This window comes from Citrobacter sp. RHB21-C05, assembly GCF_013889015.1.
GTDB classification, from domain to species: Bacteria; Pseudomonadota; Gammaproteobacteria; order Enterobacterales; family Enterobacteriaceae; genus Citrobacter_A; species Citrobacter_A sedlakii.
In genome coordinates, this window is the sequence record NZ_CP057611.1 from 1287598 (window position 1) to 1310629 (window position 23032).

20 protein-coding genes are annotated in these 23032 nt (G+C 58.3%); 17 read left to right on the forward strand and 3 right to left on the reverse strand.

Annotated features, from left to right (window positions below):
* Window positions 1–24 precede the first annotated feature (24 nt).
* Window positions 25–1731 (reverse strand): nitrate/nitrite two-component system sensor histidine kinase NarQ, encoded by a 1707-nt coding sequence (gene narQ, locus HVX72_RS06155; protein WP_042290899.1) that lies wholly within the window; start codon window positions 1729–1731, stop codon window positions 25–27.
* A 186-nt stretch (window positions 1732–1917) separates the two neighbouring features.
* Here narQ and aegA point away from each other — a divergent pair, with 186 nt between their 5' ends.
* The 3 genes from aegA to HVX72_RS06170 all read left to right on the forward strand — a co-directional run bounded on the left by aegA (window position 1918) and on the right by HVX72_RS06170 (window position 5787).
* Window positions 1918–3879 carry a formate-dependent uric acid utilization protein AegA gene (gene aegA / locus HVX72_RS06160; RefSeq protein ID WP_181822773.1) on the forward strand — a complete coding sequence of 654 codons (1962 nt, stop codon included), beginning with the start codon at window positions 1918–1920 and terminating at the stop codon, window positions 3877–3879.
* A 168-nt stretch (window positions 3880–4047) separates the two neighbouring features.
* The gene (gene nudK / locus HVX72_RS06165) at window positions 4048–4623 is read left to right on the forward strand and encodes a GDP-mannose pyrophosphatase NudK (RefSeq protein WP_042290897.1); all 576 of its coding nucleotides are present in this window, start codon (window positions 4048–4050) and stop codon (window positions 4621–4623) included.
* A gap of 123 nt (window positions 4624–4746) precedes the next feature.
* Complete coding sequence (locus HVX72_RS06170; RefSeq protein ID WP_181822774.1) at window positions 4747–5787, forward strand: DUF1176 domain-containing protein; 1041 nt, start codon at window positions 4747–4749, stop codon at window positions 5785–5787.
* A gap of 14 nt (window positions 5788–5801) precedes the next feature.
* Here HVX72_RS06170 and tkt read toward each other — a convergent pair whose 3' ends face one another.
* Together tkt and tal are read right to left on the reverse strand one after the other, a co-directional pair.
* Window positions 5802–7796: a transketolase gene (tkt, locus tag HVX72_RS06175; RefSeq protein ID WP_181822775.1), complete on the reverse strand. Its 1995-nt coding sequence runs from the start codon at window positions 7794–7796 to the stop codon at window positions 5802–5804.
* A 20-nt stretch (window positions 7797–7816) separates the two neighbouring features.
* The gene (gene tal, locus HVX72_RS06180) at window positions 7817–8767 is read right to left on the reverse strand and encodes a transaldolase (RefSeq protein ID WP_060570544.1); all 951 of its coding nucleotides are present in this window, start codon (window positions 8765–8767) and stop codon (window positions 7817–7819) included.
* A 278-nt stretch (window positions 8768–9045) separates the two neighbouring features.
* Between tal and maeB the strand changes: the two genes are divergently transcribed.
* From maeB to eutB, 14 genes are all read left to right on the forward strand, one after another.
* Window positions 9046–11325: an NADP-dependent oxaloacetate-decarboxylating malate dehydrogenase gene (maeB, locus tag HVX72_RS06185; RefSeq protein WP_042290889.1), complete on the forward strand. Its 2280-nt coding sequence runs from the start codon at window positions 9046–9048 to the stop codon at window positions 11323–11325.
* Window positions 11326–11483: 158 nt separating this feature from the next.
* The gene (eutS, locus tag HVX72_RS06190; protein ID WP_042290888.1) at window positions 11484–11819 is read left to right on the forward strand and encodes an ethanolamine utilization microcompartment protein EutS; all 336 of its coding nucleotides are present in this window, start codon (window positions 11484–11486) and stop codon (window positions 11817–11819) included.
* A gap of 12 nt (window positions 11820–11831) precedes the next feature.
* Window positions 11832–12314 carry an ethanolamine utilization acetate kinase EutP gene (gene eutP, locus HVX72_RS06195; RefSeq protein ID WP_060570546.1) on the forward strand — a complete coding sequence of 161 codons (483 nt, stop codon included), beginning with the start codon at window positions 11832–11834 and terminating at the stop codon, window positions 12312–12314.
* Window positions 12289–12978, forward strand: coding sequence for an ethanolamine utilization acetate kinase EutQ (gene eutQ, locus HVX72_RS06200; protein WP_181822776.1), 690 nt, complete (start codon window positions 12289–12291; stop codon window positions 12976–12978). The genes eutP and eutQ overlap by 26 nt, the downstream gene beginning before the upstream one ends.
* Entirely contained in the window at window positions 12975–13778 is an 804-nt protein-coding gene (gene eutT, locus HVX72_RS06205) for an ethanolamine utilization cob(I)yrinic acid a,c-diamide adenosyltransferase EutT (RefSeq protein ID WP_181822777.1), read from the forward strand. The genes eutQ and eutT overlap by 4 nt, the downstream gene beginning before the upstream one ends.
* The gene (pta, locus tag HVX72_RS06210; protein ID WP_060570551.1) at window positions 13775–14791 is read left to right on the forward strand and encodes a phosphate acetyltransferase; all 1017 of its coding nucleotides are present in this window, start codon (window positions 13775–13777) and stop codon (window positions 14789–14791) included. The genes eutT and pta overlap by 4 nt, the downstream gene beginning before the upstream one ends.
* Window positions 14792–14827: 36 nt before the next feature.
* Complete coding sequence (gene eutM, locus HVX72_RS06215) at window positions 14828–15118, forward strand: ethanolamine utilization microcompartment protein EutM (protein ID WP_000387720.1); 291 nt, start codon at window positions 14828–14830, stop codon at window positions 15116–15118.
* A 123-nt stretch (window positions 15119–15241) separates the two neighbouring features.
* Complete coding sequence (eutN, locus tag HVX72_RS06220) at window positions 15242–15529, forward strand: ethanolamine utilization microcompartment protein EutN (RefSeq protein ID WP_042290880.1); 288 nt, start codon at window positions 15242–15244, stop codon at window positions 15527–15529.
* 11 nt (window positions 15530–15540) lie between these two features.
* A complete protein-coding gene (locus HVX72_RS06225) occupies window positions 15541–16944 on the forward strand; it encodes an aldehyde dehydrogenase family protein (protein WP_181822778.1) in 1404 nt (467 codons plus the stop codon).
* A 10-nt stretch (window positions 16945–16954) separates the two neighbouring features.
* Window positions 16955–17794, forward strand: coding sequence for an ethanolamine utilization protein EutJ (eutJ, locus tag HVX72_RS06230; protein WP_042290878.1), 840 nt, complete (start codon window positions 16955–16957; stop codon window positions 17792–17794).
* Window positions 17784–18971 (forward strand): ethanolamine utilization ethanol dehydrogenase EutG, encoded by a 1188-nt coding sequence (gene eutG / locus HVX72_RS06235; protein ID WP_042290877.1) that lies wholly within the window; start codon window positions 17784–17786, stop codon window positions 18969–18971. Before eutJ ends, eutG begins: the two co-directional genes overlap by 11 nt.
* Before the next feature lie 60 nt (window positions 18972–19031).
* A complete protein-coding gene (gene eutH, locus HVX72_RS06240; RefSeq protein ID WP_042290876.1) occupies window positions 19032–20258 on the forward strand; it encodes an ethanolamine utilization protein EutH in 1227 nt (408 codons plus the stop codon).
* Window positions 20255–21658, forward strand: a complete 1404-nt coding sequence (gene eutA, locus HVX72_RS06245; protein WP_060570556.1) for an ethanolamine ammonia-lyase reactivating factor EutA — start codon at window positions 20255–20257, stop codon at window positions 21656–21658. The genes eutH and eutA overlap by 4 nt, the downstream gene beginning before the upstream one ends.
* 11 nt (window positions 21659–21669) lie before the next feature.
* Entirely contained in the window at window positions 21670–23031 is a 1362-nt protein-coding gene (gene eutB, locus HVX72_RS06250) for an ethanolamine ammonia-lyase subunit alpha (protein ID WP_012906585.1), read from the forward strand.
* Window position 23032 lies beyond the last annotated feature (1 nt).

Here is a 23032-nt window from a genome sequence, read left to right on the forward strand (position 1 = left end):
GCTTACGTCCGGTTTTGTGAAATTCTACGTCAGATGTGCGGTATCGTCTTGCGAATCTGTCGAACGAAAGCTAATGCTCACTAACGTGCCGCCGCCGGACGGTTGAGAAAAACTCAGCGTGCCGCCAAGCCGTTCCGCACGTTCCCGCATAATATTCAGGCCGTAATGCCCTGCCGGTTCATCCGGTTCGCCAATGCCCACGCCGTTATCGCGAATATAGACCGTATGATCGCCATCCGGCGCGGTCACGCAGCTGACGGCGATTTCACTGGCATTCGCGTGCTTCATCGCGTTAAGAACCGCTTCGCGAATAATTTGCAGTAAATGCACCTGCATCTGCGCGTCAAGCGCCAGCGTCGGCAGGCGGCAGTCCAGCGTCAGTTTCGCGGGCGTCTGAGCTTGCAGGGTTTCCAGCATCTCATGCAGCGCGGAGGGGAGATCGGCCTGCTGCAGCGTCAGGCGGAAGGTCGTCAGCAGTTCACGTAACTGGCGGTATGCATCATTCAGCGCCCGGGAGAAGTCATCCATGATTGACTGCGCAGGGGCGTTATCTTCCGGAATCGAACGCTTCAGCAGCGTCAGTTGGATGCGCAAATAAGAGAGCACCTGCGCAAGCGAGTCGTGAAGTTCGCGGGCGATAGTGGCTCGTTCCTCCATCAACAACAGCTGCTGGAAATGCTTTTGCGCCTGGTTAAAGTACAAGCCGCGCCCAAGCATAGTTGAGACGCTGTTCAACAGGGGGATTGCGCTGTTCACGTTCTGGCTCTGCCAGTGCAGTTCACCGTAAACCGTGTCCTGCATCGTGACCGGCAGGATCTGCATCGGCAATTCGGCTTGTTTTTCGCCTTCGCTGATGCGCCAGTTCTCGCCAACGGTCAGTTCCAGAAACTGGGCGGCTTCGTTTTCGCGCACAATTTGCAGGATATGACGAAAACAGTGAACGTCAATCTGGCTGGTATTCAGCGCTTGCGAACACTGGTAAAGCACCTCAAGGCGACGTCTGGACTCGTGCAGGTCGCGGGTTTTTTCCTCCACGCTGGCTTCAAGCGAACGGTACAACTTGTGCAGCTCGCTCGACATCTGGTTGAAGGTTTTCGCCAGCAACCCCAGTTCGTTCGGCAGATGGGTTTCCAGCGGAGGGGAATCGAACTGGCCGTGTTCAATACGCTGGCTGGCCATCACCAACTGACTTAACGGACGTACTACCTGATGGCGAATACGTCGCAGGGTGAAAAAAACAAGGGTAAAGATACCGATGCCGCCCGCCAGCGACGTGCCGACAACCAGCATGACCTTGCGTTCGGCGTAGTGCTGTAACGCCAATACGAACAGATCGATCTTATCGACATAGGCATTAATGTTGGCCTGATACCAGGGTAAATCGCCGTCAATCAGCCGCTTATTCATCTCCAGCCAGTTGGCGTGCAGTTGCCCGTAGCGGCTTTTTACCGCCTGCGGCACGTACCAGGCGTTCAGATTGCTGAGGGCGGGAGAGTTCAACGCCTGCTGGAAAAGCTGGCGATGGGCGGTCAACTGCGAACTGCGGCTTTGCAGATCGTAACCCAGCCGGTAGCTCTGCATGCGCAGCGAACCGGCGACGTTAATCGCCTCGGCATCGCGCAGGCTGCTCGCCAGCGTTAACAGCGCTACGCCGGTGGACAGAATCGACAGCAGAACAATGTAAAAAAAGGCCCGGGCCAGGCTGGCCGAGACGGGACGTTTGACGATCACTGGCGTGAGTTCCTTTAACCGTGTTCAGGATGAAACGCAGTTTCATTGAAGCTGAAATAAATTGATCTGCTTCAGGTTCTGTAGAAATAGTTGTGCTTCCTGGGCAGATGAACATTGCCGACGCCCTGCTTAGTCGGTAATAACACGTAAAGAATAAGGTTTTTACAACCAAAAAAGAAGGTCGCCATGAACCGTTTTATTATGGCCAACAGCCAACAGTGCCTGGGATGCCATGCCTGCGAAGTGGCTTGCGTTATGGCCCACAATGATGAGCAACACGTCCTGAGTCAACAACATTACCGGCCCCGGATCGCGGTCATCAAACACCAGCATCAGCGCAGTGCCGTCACCTGTCACCACTGCGAGGATGCTCCTTGCGCCCGCAGTTGCCCGAACGGCGCCATCAGCCATATTAACGATAGCGTACAGGTCAATGCGCAAAAATGTATTGGCTGTAAATCCTGCGTGGTGGCATGCCCGTTTGGCGCGATGCAGATTATCCTGACGCCGGTCGCGAAAGATCAGGTTAACGCGACCGCTCACAAGTGCGATCTTTGCGCAGGGCGCGAAAACGGACCAGCCTGCGTGGAAAACTGCCCGGCGGACGCGCTGCAACTGGTGACGGAAGGGAGCTTAGCTCGCCTGGCGAAAGCGCGACGACTGCGTACCGCGCGCCAGGAAATCCAGCCCTGGCATGCGGAAACAGGAGGACAAACATCGCCGGGTATCAGCAAAATCGAGCAGATGCGCGCCACGCCTGCGCGCGGTGAGCCGGATAAGCTGGCCATTGACGCGCGCAAAACCGGCTTTGATGAAATCTACCTGCCGTTTCGCAGCGCGCAGGCAAAGCAGGAAGCGTCGCGTTGCCTGAAATGCGGCGAGCACAGCATTTGTGAGTGGACCTGCCCGTTGCACAATCACATTCCGCAGTGGATTGAACGGGTGAAGGCTGGCGACATTGATGCGGCGGTAGAACTCTCTCATCAAACCAACTGCTTGCCGGAAATCACCGGGCGTGTTTGTCCTCAGGATCGTCTCTGTGAAGGGGCCTGTACGGTGCGGGACGAATATGGTGCGGTGACCATTGGCAATATTGAACGTTACATATCCGATCGCGCGCTGGCAAACGGCTGGCGACCGGACCTCAGCGACGTACGGCAAAGTGATAAACGGGTGGCGATTATCGGCGCGGGTCCGGCGGGCCTGGCCTGTGCGGACGTGCTGGCGCGCCACGGCATCAGCGCCACGGTTTTCGACAGGCATCCGGAGATCGGCGGGCTGCTGACCTTCGGCATTCCGGCGTTTAAACTCGACAAATCGCTGCTGGCGCGCCGCCGGGAAATCTTCAGCGCAATGGGCATTCATTTCGAGCTGAACTGCGAAGTAGGTCGCGACGTCAGTCTGGAGACGCTACTGGACGAATACGACGCGGTGTTTGTCGGCGTAGGGACCTACCGTTCGATGAAAGCCGACTTACCTAATGAAGATGCGCCGGGCGTGTATGACGCGTTGCCGTTCCTTATTGCCAACACCAAACAGCTGATGGGGCTGGATGAACACCCGGATGAACCGTACATCAATACCGCCGGGTTAAACGTCGTGGTGCTTGGCGGGGGAGATACGGCCATGGACTGCGTGCGTACCGCGCTGCGTCACGGCGCAAGCAAAGTGACCTGCGCCTATCGTCGCGACGAAGCCAATATGCCCGGCTCGAAGAAAGAGGTGAAGAACGCGCGCGAAGAGGGGGCTAATTTTGAATTTAACGTTCAGCCTGTTGAGCTGGAACTGAATGCCGAAGGCCGGGTTTGCGGCGTGCGCTTCCTGCGTACCGAGCTTGGCGAGCCGGACGCCCAGGGCCGCCGCCGTCCGGTACCCATCGCCGGCAGCGAGTTTGTGATGCCCGCGGACGCGGTGATCATGGCGTTTGGTTTTCATCCGCACGGCATGCCGTGGCTGGAAACCCACGGCGTGAAGGTGGATAGCTGGGGACGCATAGCGGCAAACGTTGAAAGCGCCTACCGCTACCAGACCACTAACCCGAAAATCTTCGCCGGTGGTGATGCGGTACGCGGCGCAGATCTGGTGGTGACCGCGATGGCCGAAGGGCGTCATGCCGCGCAGGGGATTATCGACTGGCTGGGGGAATAGTCCCTGTGCCTGATGGGGTGTGGTTAAGCAGGCGTCGACTTCGCACTCCTGATGTCGGATAAGACGCTCGGCGTCGTCCGGCATCGCACATAATTCAGCGTAATCCCACGCAGACAAATCCGGATCCGCGGCGTAGTATGTTTTCTCACCTTACGCTGTGGAGCCGGTATGTCGCAAAAAATTACCCTCGTTAAAGACAAAATCCTTTCTGATAACTATTTCATCCTGCGCAATATCACCTACGATCTGACCCGCTCAAGCGGCGAGGTGATTCGTCACAAGCGCGAAGTGTACGACCGCGGCAACGGCGCGACCATTCTGCTGTATAACGCTGAGAAAAAAACGGTGGTGCTGATCCGTCAGTTCCGCGTCGCGACCTGGGTTAACGGCAATGAAAGCGGACAGCTCATTGAAACCTGCGCCGGACTGCTCGACAACGATGAGCCGGAAGCCTGTATCCGCAAAGAGGCCATTGAAGAAACCGGCTATGCCGTCGGCGAAGTGCGTAAATTATTTGAGCTGTATATGTCCCCCGGCGGCGTCACGGAACTGATCCATTTCTTTATTGCTGAGTACAGTGACAGCCAGCGTGCAAATGCGGGCGGCGGCGTCGAAGATGAAGAGATCGACGTGCTGGAGCTTCCCTTTACCCGGGCGCTGGAGATGATTAAAACGGGCGAGATACGAGACGGTAAGACCGTGTTATTGCTTAACTATTTGCATTCTTCGCATTTAATGGATTGATAATTAAAGGTTATATTTCTTTACGAATTATTGACGCAATCCGATAAATCCGATTGAGGATGGCTAACTGCGCAACGAAGATACGACCTGTTGCTCGTTTGACTTCTGGGGTTATCACCGTCCATGCGCTATCGCGTCATTTTCCTTTTCCTGCTCGGCCTGCTTCCGGGTCGACTGTTATGGGCGGCCCCGGCGCAGCAGGCCTTTTCTGACTGGCAGGTGACCTGTAATAACCAAAATTTCTGCATTGCGCGTAATACCGGTGACCATGGCGGTCTGGTGATGACCCTCAGCCGTAGCGCAGGCGCACATACTGACGCCGTTTTGCGTATCGATCTTGGCGGCTTAAAAACGCCAGAGGGCGAAAAAGAGATCGCGCCGCGACTGCTGCTTGACGGTCATCCTCTGGCCCTGAACGGCCAGCGCTGGCGCGCCACGGCGTGGCATCTCATGACTGACGATACGGCGACGATAAGCGAGTTTCTGCAGACGATTCAGGAAAGCGACGCGATTACCCTGCGTAAAGGCAGTCAGCGCATTTCATTAACCGGGCTGAAGGCCGCGCTGCTGTTTATCGACGCGCAGCAAAAGCGCGTGGGAAGCGAAACGGCGTGGATTGATAAAGGCGACGATCCGCCCCTCAGCGTGCCGCCCGCGCCCGCACTGAAAGGCGTGGCGGTAGTTAACCCCACGCCCACGCCGCTGTCCCTTGAAGAACGAAACGATCTGCTCGATTACGGTAACTGGCGAATGAACGGTATTCGCTGTTCGCTTGATCCGTCGCGCCGGGATGTCCGCGTCACTGCGCTCACCGATGATAAAGCCCTGATGATGATTGCCTGCGAAGCAGGCGCGTGGAACACCGTCGATCTGGCGTGGGTTGTGTCGCGCAAAAAACCGTTGGCTTCCCACGCTGTTCGTCTGCGTCTGCCGTTTAAAAACGGGTCGGGGAGCAATGACATGGAGTTGATGAACGCCAGTTTTGATGAGAAATCCCGCGAGTTGATAACCCTGGCGAAGGGGCGGGGAATGACGGATTGCGGTATTCAGACCCGCTGGCGCTTTGACGGTCAACGTTTTCGCCTGGTGCGTTACGCGGAAGAACCGAGCTGCGATGGCTGGCATGGGCCAGATGCCTGGCCCACGCTGTGGATTACGCGCTAAGGTGAAGACAGATATCAGGCCTTCAGCACTTTCTGCGCCTTCGCAACGATATTCTCGACCGTAAAGCCAAAGTACGGGAACAGCTTGTCGGCAGGCGCCGATTCCCCGTAACCCGTCATACCGACAATTGCGCCTTTCAGGCCGACGTATTTGAACCAGTAATCGGCAATACCGGCTTCGACCGCCACGCGCGCCGTCACGTTTGACGGCAGCACCGACTCACGGTATGCCTCGTCCTGGGCATCAAAAATGTCCGTTGAAGGCAACGAAACTACCCGCACGTTACGTCCTTCGCCGGTCAGCTTTTCCGCCGCCTGCAGCGTAATTTCCATCTCCGAACCGGTGGCTATCAGAATGATGTCCGGCTTGCCGCCGCTGTCTTTCAGGATATACCCGCCGCGGGCAATCTCTTTGACCTGCTCCGGCGTGCGCTCAACCTGCGCCAGATTCTGTCGCGAGAGGATAAGCGCCGTTGGACCGTTATGACGTTCCACCGCCAGCTTCCAGCCGACCGCCGCCTCAACCTGATCGCATGGTCGCCAGGTGCTGAAGTTCGGCGTCAGGCGCAGGCTCGCCAGTTGTTCCACCGCCTGGTGGGTCGGGCCATCTTCCCCCAGGCCAATGGAGTCATGGGTATACACCATGATCTGCCGCGCCTTCATCAGCGCCGCCATGCGCGCGGCGTTTCGCGCATACTCGACAAACATCAGGAAGGTAGCGGTGTAGGGGACAAATCCGCCGTGATGAGCAATGCCGTTGGCGATGGCGGTCATGCCGAATTCGCGCACGCCGTAATGGATATAATTTCCCGCCGGGTCCTCTTTCAGCGAGGTGGATCCTTTCCAGATGGTCAGGTTGCTGGGCGCCAGATCCGCCGAGCCGCCAAGCAGCTCCGGCAGCAGCGGTCCATAAACATTGAGCGTGTTTTGCGAGGCTTTGCGGGTGGCGATTTTCGCCGGATTCGCCTGCAGGTCGTTGATGAATTTCTGCGTCGTCTCTTCCCATGCTTCCGGCAGGCCGCCGCTCATTCGGCGGCTAAACTCGGCGGCCAGATCCGGATACGCCTTCTCATAGGCGGCAAATTTTTCTTTCCAGCGCTGTTGCGCTTTTTCGCCTTTCTCACGGGCATCCCAGGCGCGATAAATCTCTTTTGGGATCTCAAACGCCGGATGGCGCCAGCCCAACTTCTGGCGGGTCAGCGCGACTTCTTCTTCGCCCAGCGCTGCGCCGTGCGACTCCTCTTTACCTGCTTTGTTCGGTGAGCCAAAACCAATAACCGTACGGCAGATAATCAGCGACGGCTTGTCCTTCACGCTCTGGGCTTCCTGAATCGCTTTCTTCACCGCTTCCGGATCGTGGCCGTCTATTTCATGCACCACATGCCAGTGGTAGGCTTCAAACCGTTTAGCCGTGTCATCGGTAAACCAGCCTTCGGTTTCGCCATCAATGGAAATGCCGTTGTGATCGTAAAAGCCGATCAGTTTGCCGAGACCCAGCGTGCCCGCCAGCGAACACACTTCGTGTGAAATCCCTTCCATCAGACAGCCGTCGCCCATAAACACATATGTGAAGTGGTCGACGATCTCATGATCCGGCTGGTTGAACTGCGCGGCGAGAGTGCGTTCCGCAATGGCCAGGCCGACGGCGTTCGCCAGCCCCTGACCCAACGGGCCGGTGGTGGTTTCTACACCCGGCGTATAACCGATTTCCGGATGGCCCGGCGTTTTGGAGTGTAGCTGGCGGAAGTTTTTTAACTCCTCCAGCGGCAGGTCGTAGCCGGACAGGTGCAGCAGGCTGTAGAGCAGCATCGAGGCATGACCGTTAGAGAGAATAAAGCGGTCACGGTCGTACCAGGTGGGATCGGTCGGATTATGCTTGAGAAAATCGTTCCATAGCACTTCGGCAATATCGGCCATCCCCATCGGGGCGCCGGGGTGGCCGGAATTGGCTTTCTGCACGGCATCCATACTGAGCGCGCGAATGGCGTTGGCAAGTTCTTTACGGGACATATTTCTCTCCGTGGCAGTGTTTAAAGTTTGGCAGCGAGCAGGTCTTCCAGTTTGCGCTGGTCGACGGCGAACTGGCGGATGCCGTCAGACAGCTTTTCAACCGCCATTGCGTCCTGGTTATGTTCCCAGCGGAATTCGGCTTCGCTCATCGGCGTCGGACGATGGAAGGTTTGCGAAGAGGGCACCAGCTTGCGAATGACCGGTTCTTCTTTTTCCTGCAGCTGTTTCAGCAGGTCAGGGGAGATGGTCAGGCGGTCGCAGCCTGTCAGCGCCAGAATCTGTTCGGTACGGCGGAAGCTGGCCCCCATGACGATGGTTTCATAGCGGTGCTGCTTGTAGTAGTCATAGATGTTCCGCACGGATTTCACCCCCGGATCTTCATCCACCACATACGGATCCATCGGACTGCGCGCCTGATACCAGTCATAGATGCGCCCGACAAAGGGGGAGATCAGATACACGCCCGCTTCAGCGCAGGCGCGGGCCTGGGCGAAAGAGAACAGCAGCGTCAGGTTGCAGTTGATGCCTTCTTTTTCTAACGCTTCCGCCGCGCGAATGCCTTCCCAGGTGGAGGCCAGCTTGATCAAAATGCGTGATTTTTCGATGCCCTGCTGCTGATACAGGTCGACCAGATGACGTGCTTTCTCGATGCTTTTTTCTTTATCGAACGAGAGGCGGGCATCGACTTCGGTCGATACGCGACCGGGGATGCTTTTCAGAATTTCCGCACCAAAATTGACCGCCAGCTTATCGCAGGCTTCCGCGACCTGCTGCTCCTGGGTTTTACCGCGTTTTTTACCCCATTCGAGGGCGTCGTCGATCAGGTGGCTGTAATGGTCAAGACCCGCCGCTTTCAGCAGCAGAGAAGGGTTGGTGGTGGCATCCTGGGGCTGATAATGGCGAATCGACTCAATGTCGCCGCTGTCCGCCACGACAGTAGTGAATTGTTTGATGCCGTCTAACTGGTTCATAGGAAATACTCCTTGAAAAGTAAAGTGTTAGGTGAGTGCGTTAATTCACACTTCTGGAAAATTCATGAACTGCATAACAAAAAAGCATAGCAGACAGGCATGGTATTGCTGGCGCAACCGGGTAACATGGTTGTTATGAGTTGATTACAATTTCATTATTTTGAGTCGTAAGAGTTTGGCGACCTTCAAAGTTTGCGCCCCGCACAGCGGTGATAATGTGCGGCGCACCAGGCTGTTGCGTCTCATTTTTTGATCGTTACGTGAAAAGGAACAACAAGATGGATGACCAGTTAAAACAAAGCGCGCTTGATTTCCACGAATTCCCTGTCCCCGGTAAGATCCAGGTCTCTCCAACCAAGCCTCTGGCGACCCAGCGCGATCTGGCGCTGGCCTACTCGCCGGGCGTCGCGGCCCCTTGTCTGGAAATTGAAAAAGATCCGCTGGCGGCCTACAAATACACTGCGCGCGGCAACCTCGTCGCGGTGATCTCTAACGGTACGGCAGTGCTCGGCTTAGGCAATATCGGCGCGCTGGCCGGTAAGCCGGTGATGGAAGGCAAAGGCGTACTGTTCAAAAAATTTGCCGGTATCGACGTGTTCGATATCGAAGTCGACGAGCTGGATCCGGATAAATTTATCAACGTGGTGGCCGCGCTGGAACCGACCTTCGGCGGCATCAACCTCGAAGACATTAAAGCGCCGGAATGTTTCTATATTGAACAACAGCTGCGTGAACGGATGAACATTCCGGTGTTCCATGACGATCAGCACGGGACCGCCATCATCAGCACAGCCGCTATTCTGAACGGCCTGCGGGTGGTGGAAAAGAACATCTCCGATGTGCGAATGGTCGTTTCCGGCGCGGGCGCGGCGGCTATCGCATGTATGAACCTGCTGGTGGCGCTGGGGATGCAGAAACACAATATTGTGGTCTGCGACTCGAAAGGCGTGATCTACAAAGGTCGTGAGCCGAATATGGCGGAAACCAAAGCGGCCTATGCGGTGGATGATGACGGCAAACGCACGCTGGATGATGTCATTGACGGCGCGGACATCTTCCTCGGCTGCTCCGGCCCGAAAGTGCTGACCCAGGAGATGGTCAAGAAAATGGCCCGTGCGCCAATGATTCTGGCGCTGGCGAACCCGGAACCGGAAATCCTGCCGCCGCTGGCGAAAGAGGTTCGCCCGGACGCGATTATCTGTACCGGACGCTCGGATTATCCGAATCAGGTGAACAATGTCCTGTGCTTCCCGTTCATTTTCCGCGGCGCGCTGGACGTTGGCGCCACCGCAATCAACGAAGAGATGAAGCTGGCGGCGGTACATGCGATAGCCGAACTGGCCCACGCCGAGCAGAGCGAAGTGGTGGCCTCGGCCTATGGCGATCAGGATCTGAGTTTCGGTCCGGAATACATCATTCCGAAACCGTTCGATCCGCGTTTAATCGTTAAAATCGCCCCGGCCGTAGCGAAAGCGGCGATGGACTCCGGCGTGGCGAAACGGCCCATCGCCGACTTTGACGTCTATGTCGATAAGCTGACCGAATTTGTCTATAAAACCAACCTGTTTATGAAGCCGATCTTCTCCCAGGCGCGCAAAGAGCCGAAGCGCGTGGTGCTGCCGGAAGGGGAAGAGGCGCGCGTGCTGCATGCCACCCAGGAGTTAGTGACCCTGGGACTGGCGAAGCCCATCCTGATTGGCCGTCCGGGCGTGATCGAGATGCGCATCCAGAAGCTGGGATTACAGATCAAAGCGGGCGTTGATTTTGAGATCGTCAACAACGAATCCGATCCGCGTTTCAAAGAGTACTGGAGCGAGTATTACCAGATCATGAAGCGCCGAGGGATCACCCAGGAGCAGGCGCAGCGGGCGATGATCGGCAATCATACGGCCATTGGCGCGATCATGGTGCAACGCGGTGAAGCCGATGCGATGATCTGCGGCACTATCGGTGACTACCATGAGCACTTCAGCGTGGTCAAAGAGGTGTTCGGTTACCGTGAAGGCGTGCATGCGGCGGGGGCGATGAACGCGCTGCTGCTGCCGAGCGGTAACACCTTCATTGCCGATACCTATGTCAATGAAGATCCGACGCCGGAAGAGCTGGCGGAGATCACCCTGATGGCGGCGGAGTCGGTGCGTCGCTTTGGTATTGAGCCGAAGGTGGCGCTGCTTTCGCATTCCAACTTTGGGTCATCCAATGCGCCAGCGGCCAGCAAAATGCGCGAAGCGCTGGCGCTGATCAAACAACGGGCTCCGGAACTGATGATCGACGGCGAAATGCACGGTGACGCGGCGCTGGTGGAAAGTATTCGCAATGACCGGATGCCGGACAGTCCGCTGAAAGGTTCCGCCAATATTCTGGTGATGCCGAATATGGAAGCGGCACGTATTAGTTACAACTTACTGCGCGTTTCCAGTTCTGAAGGCGTGACCGTCGGGCCAGTATTAATGGGCGTGGCGAAGCCAGTACATGTATTAACGCCGATCGCCTCTGTGCGGCGGATTGTTAATATGGTGGCGCTGGCGGTCGTCGAAGCACAAACGCAACCGCTGTAATTTCACTTTAATTCATTTCGGCGCGGGTCTCTCCCGCGCTTTTTTATTTCTGCGTAATAGTGATCTCCTTCACCTTTTAAATCACCTTGCCGAATTTTGTTATTTACCCCAGCAAAAAATTGCCACGATAAGACCAGTTTCAACAGGGGCGGTGGCCAATGGATAAAGAACGCATCATTCAGGAATTTGTGCCGGGTAAACAGGTCACGCTGGCGCATCTCATTGCGCATCCAGGTGAAGAACTGGCGAAAAAGATCGGCGTTCCCGAGGCAGGCGCTATCGGCATTATGACGCTGACGCCAGGTGAGACCGCCATGATTGCAGGCGATCTGGCGATGAAAGCCGCCGATGTCCATATCGGCTTTCTCGACCGGTTCAGCGGCGCGCTGGTGATTTATGGAACCGTCGGCGCGGTAGAGGAAGCATTATTGCAAACGGTCAGCGGACTTGGGCGCTTATTAAATTTTACCCTGTGTGAGCTGACCAAAAGCTAATTCGGAGCCGGTATGAAACGTATTGCGTTTGTGGGGGCGGTAGGCGCGGGAAAAACGACGCTTTTTAACGCGCTGCAGGGAAATTATTCCCTCGCCAGGAAAACGCAGGCCGTGGAATTTAATGCCGACGGCGATATTGACACCCCCGGGGAATATTTCAGCCATCCCCGCTGGTACCACGCCTTAATAACCACGCTGCAGGACGTCGACACGTTGATTTATGTCCATGCGGCAAATGACAGAGAAAGTCGCTTACCTGCCGGGCTGTTAGATATTGGCGCCAGTAAACGACACATTGCGGTGATCAGCAAAACGGACAGGCCGGATGCCGACGTGCCTGCTACGCGGGCGTTACTGCGCGGGATGGGCTTTGCAGAGCCGATTTTTGCCCTCAACAGCCAGGATCCGGGCAGCGTACAGCATCTGGTGGACTATCTGAGTGAGCTTAGCCAAAAGGAGGAAGGGGCAGGTGAAAAAACTCATCACAGCGAATGACATACGTGCGGCTCATGCACGCGGCGAACAGGCGATGTCGGTGGTCCTGCGCGCCAGCATTATCACCCCGGAAGCGCGAGAGGTCGCGGAACTGCTGGGCGTGACGATAACGGAATGCGACGAATCTGCCCCGACGACGAGCAGCGTGGACGCGGGCAAATCCGATACCCAGCGCATTCGTGAAACCATCATAGCGCAGTTGCCGGAAGGGCAGTTCACCGAAAGCCTGGTTTCGCAACTGATGGAGAAAGTGCTGAAAGAAAAACAGTCGCTGGAGCAGGCCGGGATGCAGCCGGGCTTTAAATCCGTTACCGGCAAAGGCGGAATCAAGGTTGTTGACGGCAGCAGCGTGAAGTTTGGTCGTTTTGACGGCGCCGAACCGCACTGCGTGGGCTTAACCGATCTGGTGACTGAGCAGGATGGCAGCAGCATGGCCGCCGGATTTATGCAGTGGGACAACGCTTTCTTCCCGTGGACGCTGAACTACGACGAAATCGACATGGTGCTGGAAGGCGAACTGCATGTGCGTCATGAAGGCGAAACCCTGATCGCCAGAGCCGGGGACGTCATGTTTATCCCTAAAGGCTCCAGCATTGAATTTGGCACGCCGACGACCGTGCGCTTCCTGTACGTAGCGTGGCCTGCGAACTGGCAATCGGTATGAACGACTTCATCACCGAAGCATGGCTCAGAGCGAACCATACGCTCAGCGAGGGGGCGGAGATCCATCTTCCCGCTGACGCCCGCCTGACGCCCTCTGCCCGTGAACTGCTGGAAAGTCGCCATTTGCGCATCAAATTTCTTGATGAGCAGGGCCGCCTGTTCGTCGACGACGAGCAACAGCAACTGCAGCCGGTGCACGGCCTGACCAGCAGCGACACCCATCCGCAGGCCTGCTGCGAACTGTGCCGCCAGCCGGTGAAGGAGAAGCCCGACACGCTGACCCATCTGACGGCGGACAAAATGGTCGCGAAAAGCGATCCGCGCTTGGGTTTTCGCGCTGCGCTGGACAGCACTATCGCGTTGACTGTGTGGCTGCAAACAGAACTGCCGGACTTCTGGCAGCCGTGGCTGGCGGATATTCGTTCGCGGCTTGGCAATATTATGCGCGCCGACGCGATGGACGAACCGCTGGCGGCGCAGTCGATTGTCGGCCTGAACGAAGACGATCTGCACCGCCTTTCTCATCAGCCGTTGCGCTATCTCGACCACGACCATCTGGTGCCGGAAGCCCGCCACGGGCGCGATGCGGCGCTGCTTAACCTGCTACGCACCAAAGTGCGCGAAACGGAAACCATTGCCGCGCAGGTCTTTATCAACCGCAGTTTTGAGGTTCTGCGACCGGACATCATGCAGGCGCTGAACCGCCTTTCCAGCGCGGTCTACGTGATGATGATTTTGTCCGTCGCGACGCAGCCGCTTACCGTCAGTCAGATCCAACAGCGACTGGGAGGTGAACAATGATCATTGAACGCGCCCGCCAGTTGGCCTTACAGGCGCCTGCCAGGGTGGTGTTTCCGGATGCGTTAGACCCGCGCGTGTTAAAAGCGGCGCACTACCTGCAACAGCAGGGGCTGGCGCGCCCGGTTCTGGTCGCCAGCCCATTCGCTCTGCGTCAGTTTGCGTTGAGCCACCGCGTGGCCCTGGACGGGATTCAGGTCATCGACCCACAGAGCAATCCCGCAATGCGCGAGGATTTTGCCCGCCGTTGGCTGGCAAAAGCAGGCGAAAAAACGCCGACGGATGCGGTGGAAAAACTGAGCGACCCGCTGATGTTTGCCGCAGCGATGGTCAGCGCGGGGCACGCTGATGTGTGCATTGCGGGCAATCTGTCATCGACAGCCAACGTGCTGCGCGCCGGACTACGCATCATCGGCCTTCAGCCTGGCTGTAAAACCTTGTCGTCCATTTTTTTGATGCTGCCGCAGTACGTTGGGCCAGCGTTAGGGTTTGCCGACTGTAGCGTGGTGCCGCAGCCCACGGCGGCGCAACTGGCGGATATCGCCATCGCCAGCGCGGCGTCATGGCGCGCCATTACCGGCGACGAGCCGCGGGTGGCGATGCTGTCGTTTTCCAGCCACGGCAGCGCCCGTCATCCTAACGTCGCTAACGTGCAGCAGGCGACAGAGATTGTGAGGGAACGCGCGCCCCAACTGCAGGTGGACGGTGAACTGCAGTTTGACGCCGCCTTCGTGCCGGAGGTCGCCGCGCAAAAAGCGCCCGACAGTCCGCTGCGGGGCAACGCCAACGTGATGGTCTTTCCGTCGCTGGAGGCGGGCAATATCGGCTACAAAATCGCCCAGCGTCTGGGCGGATACCGCGCTGTCGGGCCGCTGATTCAGGGGCTGGCCGCGCCGCTACATGACCTGTCACGGGGCTGTAGCGTACAGGAAATTATCGAACTGGCGCTGGTGGCTGCGGTGCCGCGCCAGACTGACGCGAGCCGCGTACGCGATTCGCAAACCCTGGTTGTATAAACGGTCCCGTTCTGGACCCCATGAGAGGAAAACACAATGGAAGCTTTAGGAATGATTGAAACCCGGGGCCTGGTTGCACTGATTGAGGCCTCTGATGCGATGGTGAAAGCCGCGCGCGTGAAACTGGTTGGTGTGAAGCAGATTGGTGGTGGTCTGGTGACCGCGATGGTGCGCGGCGACGTCGCGGCGTGCAAAGCGGCAACGGATGCTGGCGCCGCCGCCGCGCAGCGCATTGGCGAGCTGGTCTCAGTACATGTTATCCCACGTCCGCATGGCGATCTGGAAGAAGTCTTCCCGATCAGCTTCAAAGGCGACAGCAACATCTAAGCATGAAACGTGGTGCCGGATGGCGCTGTGCTTATCCGGCCTACGGGAGACCACCCACGGCGTTCGGATTGTGTAGGCCGGATAAGGCGCCAGGCGCGGTCATCCGGCAACAAGGAGGCGGGTATGAAACTGGCTGTCGTTACAGGACAAATCGTCTGCACCGTCCGCCATCAGGGACTGGCCCACGACAAGCTGCTGATGGTCGAGATGATTGATGCTGCGGGCAACCCGGACGGGCAGTGCGCTGTCGCTATCGACAGTATCGGCGCGGGAACCGGCGAATGGGTACTGCTGGTCAGCGGCAGCTCGGCGCGTCAGGCGCACCGCAGTGAAGCCTCGCCAGTGGATCTGTGCGTCATTGGCATCGTCGATGAAGTGGTGGCGGGCGGTCAGGTGATTTTCCATAAATAGGACTGAACATCATGAATCAACAGGACATTGAACAGGTGGTAAAAGCGGTGCTGCTGAAAATGAAGGACAGCAGCCATCCGGTGGCCGCCGTTCATGAAATGGGCGTTTTTGCCTCCCTGGATGATGCGGTGGCAGCCGCAAAAATCGCCCAGCAGGGGCTGAAAAGCGTGGCGATGCGCCAGCTTGCGATTCACGCCATTCGTGAGGCGGGCGAAAAACACGCCAGAGAACTGGCGGAGTTTGCCGTTAAAGAAACCGGCATGGGCCGTGTCGAAGATAAAGTGGCCAAAAATATCGCCCAGGCGCGCGGCACGCCGGGTGTGGAATGTCTGTCGCCGCAGGTACTGACCGGTGATAACGGACTGACCCTGATTGAAAACGCGCCGTGGGGCGTGGTGGCCTCGGTGACGCCGTCCACCAACCCGGCGGCGACGGTGATTAATAACGCCATCAGCCTGATTGCTGCCGGCAACAGCGTGGTGTTTGCCCCGCATCCGGCGGCGAAAGGCGTTTCACAGCGCGCCATCACCCTGCTCAACCAGGCTGTGGTGGCGGCGGGCGGCCCGGAGAACCTGCTGGTCACGGTGGCGAATCCGGATATCGAAACCGCCCAACGGCTGTTTAAGTACCCGGGCATCGGCCTGCTGGTGGTCACTGGCGGCGAAGCGGTCGTCGAAGCCGCCCGTAAACACACCAACAAGCGGCTGATTGCCGCAGGGGCCGGTAATCCGCCGGTGGTGGTGGATGAGACCGCCGACCTCGCGCGCGCCGCCGAATCCATCGTGAAAGGCGCGTCCTTTGATAACAACATTATTTGCGCCGACGAGAAGGTATTGATTGTCGTCGACAGCGTTGCCGACGAATTGATGCGCCTGATGGAAGGCCAACAGGCGGTGAAACTGACCGCCGCGCAGGCCGAACAGCTTCAGCCGGTACTGCTGAAAAACATTGATGAACGCGGCAAAGGCACCGTCAGCCGTGACTGGGTGGGCCGTGACGCGGCGAAAATCGCGGCAGCCATTGGTCTGAAGGTGCCTGAGCCAACCCGGTTGCTGTTTGTCGAAACGCCCGCCAGCCATCCGTTTGCCGTCACCGAACTGATGATGCCGGTGCTGCCGGTCGTACGGGTGGCAAATGTCGATGAGGCGATCGCGTTGGCGGTTGAGCTGGAAGGCGGCTGTCACCATACGGCGGCTATGCACTCGCGCAATATCGACAACATGAACCAGATGGCCAACGCCATTGATACCAGCATTTTCGTCAAAAACGGGCCGTGCATTGCCGGGCTGGGGCTGGGCGGCGAAGGCTGGACCACGATGACCATCACTACGCCAACCGGGGAAGGGGTCACCAGCGCGCGCACCTTTGTGCGTCTGCGTCGTTGCGTGCTGGTGGATGCGTTCAGAATCGTTTAAGGGATAAAACATGGCGCACGACGAACAACGCTGGCTGACGCCGCGACTGCAAAAAGCCGCGCAGCTCTGTAATCAGACGCCCGCTGACAGCGAGTCTCCGCTGTGGCTGGGCGTGGATTTGGGCACCTGCGACGTAGTGTCGATGGTCGTCGACGGCGACGCGCAGCCCGTCGCGGTGTGCCTCGACTGGGCTGACGTCGTGCGTGACGGCATCGTCTGGGATTTCTTCGGCGCGGTCACCCTGGTGCGCCGTCATCTCGAGACGCTCGAAAAACGGCTCGGCTGCCGCTTCACCCATGCGGCGACCTCATTCCCGCCGGGCACCGATCCGCGCATTTCAATCAACGTGCTGGAGTCGGCCGGGCTGGAGGTGAGCCACGTGCTGGATGAACCGACTGCAGTGGCGGATCTGCTGCAACTCGATAACGCCGGCGTGGTGGATATCGGCGGCGGCACGACCGGCATCGCCATCGTGAAGCGGGGGGACGTGACCTGGTCCGCCGACGAAGCGACCGGTGGTCATCACATTTCACTGACCCTTGCCGGAAACCGGCGCATCTCGCTGGAGGACGCCGAACAGTACAAGCGCAGCAATGCGCAGGAGATTTGGCCGGTGGTTAAGCCGGTGTACGAAAAAATGGCGGAGATTGTCGCCCGGCACATTGAAGGGCAGGGGATTAACGATCTGTGGCTGGCGGGCGGTTCCTGCATGCAGCCGGGGGTGGGCGAACTGTTTCGCCAGCGTTTCCCGACTTTACAGGTGCATCTGCCCCAACACAGCCTGTTTATGACGCCGCTGGCTATCGCTAACAGCGGGAAAGAGAAAGCGGAGGGAATCTATGCAAGCTGACTTGCAGACGGCGCTCTTTCAGGCATTCGATACCCTGAATCTGCAACGCGTGAAAACCTTTAGCGTTCCGCCGGTCACGCTGTGTGGACTCGGCGCGTTGAGCGCTTGCGGACAGGAAGCGCAGACGCGCGAACTCAGCCATCTGTTTGTGATGGTTGACAGTTTTCTGCATCAGGCCGGATTGACCGCGCCGCTTGAGCGCAGCCTGGCGATGAAGGGCGTGGCGATGACGGTCTGGTCGTGTCCACCAGGGGAACCCTGTATTACCGACGTCTGTGCCGCGGTTGCGCAGCTGCGCGAGGCTAAATGCGACGGCGTGGTGGCGTTTGGCGGCGGATCCGTGCTGGATGCGGCAAAAGCGGTCGCGCTGTTGGTCACCAATCCCAGCCTGACGCTGGCAGAGATGACGGAAACCAGCACGCTGCGTCCGCGCCTGCCGCTGATCGCGGTGCCTACCACCGCCGGTACCGGATCGGAAACCACCAACGTCACGGTGATTACCGACGCGGCGAGCGGGCGCAAACAGGTGCTGGCGCATGCCTCTTTGATGCCGGATCTGGCGATTCTTGACGCCGCGCTGACCGAAGGCGTGCCGTCATCGGTCACGGCAATGACCGGTATTGATGCGCTCACTCACGCGGTGGAAGCGTACAGCGCGCTGAATGCCTCCCCGTTTACTGACAGCCTGGCGATTGGCGCGATAGCGATGATCGGCAAATCGCTGCCGAAAGCGGTGGGCTACGGACACGATCTCGCCGCGCGCGAAAGTATGCTGCTTGCCTCCTGTATGGCGGGCATGGCGTTTTCCAGCGCCGGACTGGGGCTGTGCCATGCGATGGCGCACCAGCCGGGGGCGACGCTGCACATCCCTCACGGCCAGGCGAATGCCATGCTGCTGCCAACGGTCATGGGGTTTAACCGAATGGTGTGCCGTGAACGCTTTACGCATATCGGGCGGGCGTTGACCAATAAGAAATCGGACGATCGCGATGCCATCACGGCGGTGAGCGATCTGATCGCCGAAGTGGGCCTGACGACGCGCCTCGGCGACGCAGGCGCGGAAGCAGCACATTACAGCGGCTGGGCGACGGGGGCGCTGGAGGATATTTGTCTGCGCACCAACCCACGCACCGCCAGCCGGGAACAGATTATCGACCTGTACACGGCGGCACATTAACAGCCTGATAAGCGCAGCGCCATCAGGCCCACGAATCACAAAAGACAGGGAGTAGAGGCTATGGGAATTAACGAAATCATCATGTACATCATGATGTTCTTTATGCTGATTGCCGCCGTGGACAGGATCCTGTCACAGTTCGGCGGTTCAGCGCGTTTCCTCGGAAAATTCGGCAAAAGCATTGAAGGGTCCGGTGGACAGTTTGAAGAAGGTTTTATGGCGATGGGCGCGCTGGGGTTGGCCATGGTCGGTATGACCGCGCTGGCGCCGGTGTTAGCGAAATTGCTCGGACCGGTGATTATTCCGCTGTATGAAATGCTCGGTGCGAACCCGTCAATGTTCGCCGGTACGCTGCTGGCCTGCGACATGGGCGGTTTCTTCCTCGCCAAAGAGCTGGCGGGCGGCGATGTGGCGGCGTGGCTATACTCAGGGTTAATTCTCGGCGCGATGATGGGGCCCACCATCGTCTTCTCTATTCCGGTGGCGCTGGGGATCATTGAGCCGTCTGATCGCCGCTGGTTGGCGCTCGGCGTGCTGGCGGGCATCGTGACGATCCCCATCGGCTGTATCGCCGGGGGGCTGGTGGCAATGTATTCCGGCGTTGAGATCAACGGTCAGCCGGTGGAGTTTACCTTCGCGCTGATCCTGATGAACATGATCCCGGTGATCATCGTTGCGGTGCTGGTGGCGCTGGGGTTGAAGTTCATTCCGGAAAAGATGATCAGCGGCTTCCAGATCTTCGCCAAATTCCTCGTGGCGCTAATCACTATCGGCCTGGCGGCGGCGGTGATCAAATTCCTGCTCGGTTGGGATCTGATCCCAGGGCTTGATCCGATCTTCATGGCCCCTGGCGACACGCCCGGCGAGGTGATGCGCGCCATCGAAGTGATCGGTTCTATCTCCTGCGTGCTGCTCGGCGCTTATCCGATGGTGCTGTTGCTGACCCGCTGGTTCGAAAAACCACTGATGCGCGTCGGCGGCCTGCTCAAAATCAACAATATGGCGGCGGGCGGCATGGTGGCGACGCTGGCGAACAATATCCCGATGTTCGGCATGATGAAGCAGATGGATACCCGCGGCAAAGTGATCAACTGCGCATTTGCCGTCTCTGCCGCTTTCGCGCTGGGCGACCACTTAGGCTTCGCGGCAGCCAACATGAACGCGATGATTTTCCCGATGATTGTCGGCAAGCTCATTGGCGGCGTCACGGCGATTGGCGTGGCGATGATGCTGGTGCCAAAGGATGAAAATGTCCCGGCAGAAATCGACGTGGAGGCGCAATCGTGAACACTCGCCAGCTACTGAGCGTTGGTATCGATATTGGCACCACCACCACCCAGGTGATCTTCTCACGACTGGAACTGGTCAACCGCGCGGCGGTGTCGCAGGTGCCTCGTTACGAATTCATTAAACGCGAAATTAGCTGGCAAAGCCCGGTTTTCTTTACGCCTGTCGATAAGCAGGGTGGGTTAAAAGAGGCCGAACTCAGGGCATTAATCCTTGAACAATACCAGGCGGCCGGCATCGCGCCGGAAACCGTGGACTCCGGGGCGATCATCATCACCGGCGAGAGCGCGAAAACCCGTAATGCGCGCGGGGCGGTGATGGCGCTGTCGCAGTCGCTCGGCGACTTTGTCGTCGCCAGCGCCGGTCCCCATCTGGAGTCGGTGATTGCCGGACACGGCGCGGGCGCGCAAACCCTTTCAGAGCAGCGGATGTGTCGGGTGCTCAATATCGACATCGGCGGCGGGACGTCGAACTACGCGCTGTTTGATGCCGGAAAGGTCACCGGTACCGCCTGCCTGAATGTGGGGGGCCGTCTGCTGGAAACCGACGGCCAGGGACGCGTGGTTTACGCTCACCAACCCGGTCAGAAGATCGTCGCAGCGCTGTTCGGCGAAGGAACTGACGCCCGCACACTTACTGTGGCGCAGGTCGTTGAGGTGACGCAGCGGATGGCGGAACTGATTGTGGAAATCATTGACGGCACGCCGTCACCGCTGGCGCAGGCGCTGATGCAAACCGCGCTGCTGCCTGCCGGGGCGAAACCAGATGTGATTACGCTTTCCGGCGGAGTGGGCGAATGCTACCGCAACCTGCCCGCCGATCCGTTCTGTTTTGCTGACATCGGACCGCTGTTAGCGACGGCGCTGCACGAACATCCCCGCCTGCGGGAGATGAACGTGCAGTTTCCGGCGCAGACCGTACGGGCCACGGTGATCGGCGCGGGGGCGCATACGCTGTCGCTGTCCGGCAGTACGATTTGGCTGGACGACGTTCAACTGCCGCTGCGCAATCTGCCAGTGGCGATCCCGCAGGATGACGCGGATCTGTTGCATGCCTGGCAGCAGGCGCTCATTCAACTCGATCTCGATCCCCAAAACGACGCTTACGTGCTGGCGCTGCCCGCCTCGCTTCCGGTGCGTTACGCCGCGTTACTGTCGGTCATCGACGCGCTGACCGCCTTTGTCGCGCGTTTTCCCAATCCGCATCCCCTGCTGGTGGTGGCCGAGCAGGATTTTGGTAAAGCCCTGGGCATGTTGTTGCGCCCGCAGTTACAGCAACTCCCGCTGGCGGTCATCGATGAGGTGGTCGTGCGGGCGGGGGACTATATCGACATTGGTACGCCTCTTTTTGGCGGATCGGTTGTGCCGGTGACGGTGAAATCACTCGCATTTCCTTCCTGAGGGAACGACTTATGAAACTAAAGACCACATTGTTCGGCAATGTATATCAGTTTAAGGATGTTAAAGAGGTGCTGGCAAAGGCCAACGAACTGCGTTCGGGGGATGTGCTGGCAGGCGTCGCAGCGCAAAGTTCGCAGGAGCGCGTGGCGGCGAAACAGGTACTGTCAGAAATGACAGTGGCGGATATTCGCAATAATCCGGTGATTGCCTATGAGGAGGACTGCGTGACGCGTCTGATCCAGGATGACGTCAACGAAACCGCTTATAACCGCATTAAAAACTGGAGCATCAGCGAACTGCGCGAGTACGTGTTGAGCGACGAAACATCCGTTGACGACATCGCTTTTACCCGTAAAGGGCTCACCTCTGAAGTGGTGGCGGCGGTGGCGAAAATTTGTTCCAACGCCGATCTGATTTACGGCGGCAAGAAAATGCCGGTGATTAAAAAAGCCAATACCACGATCGGTATTCCAGGCACCTTTAGCTGCCGCTTACAACCGAACGACACCCGCGACGATGTGCAGAGTATTGCCGCGCAAATCTATGAAGGGCTTTCTTTTGGCGCAGGCGATGCGGTGATTGGCGTCAACCCGGTCACCGACGACGTGGAAAACTTAAGCCGCGTGCTGGATACCGTTTACGGCGTCATCGACAAGTTCAACATCCCGACCCAGGGCTGCGTGCTGGCGCATGTGACGACCCAGATCGAAGCGATCCGTCGCGGCGCGCCGGGCGGGCTGATCTTCCAGAGTATTTGCGGCAGCGAGAAGGGATTAAAAGAGTTTGGCGTCGAGCTGGCGATGCTGGATGAAGCGCGCGCGGTGGGGGCGGAATTCAACCGCATCGCCGGGGAAAACTGCCTGTACTTTGAAACCGGGCAAGGTTCGGCGCTTTCCGCTGGCGCTAACTTTGGCGCGGATCAGGTGACAATGGAAGCGCGTAACTACGGGCTGGCGCGGCACTACGATCCGTTCCTCGTTAATACGGTGGTGGGCTTTATCGGGCCGGAGTACCTCTATAACGATCGCCAGATTATTCGTGCGGGCCTGGAAGATCACTTTATGGGCAAGCTGAGCGGCATTTCGATGGGCTGCGACTGCTGCTACACCAACCATGCCGATGCCGATCAGAACCTCAACGAAAACCTGATGATTTTGCTCGCCACCGCCGGCTGCAACTACATCATGGGCATGCCGCTCGGCGACGACATCATGCTCAACTATCAGACCACCGCCTTCCACGACACCGCAACCGTGCGCCAGCTGCTGAACCTGCGCCCGTCGCCGGAGTTTGAACGCTGGCTGGAAACGATGGGCATTATGGCAAACGGTCGTCTGACCAAACGGGCGGGCGATCCGTCACTGTTCTTCTGAT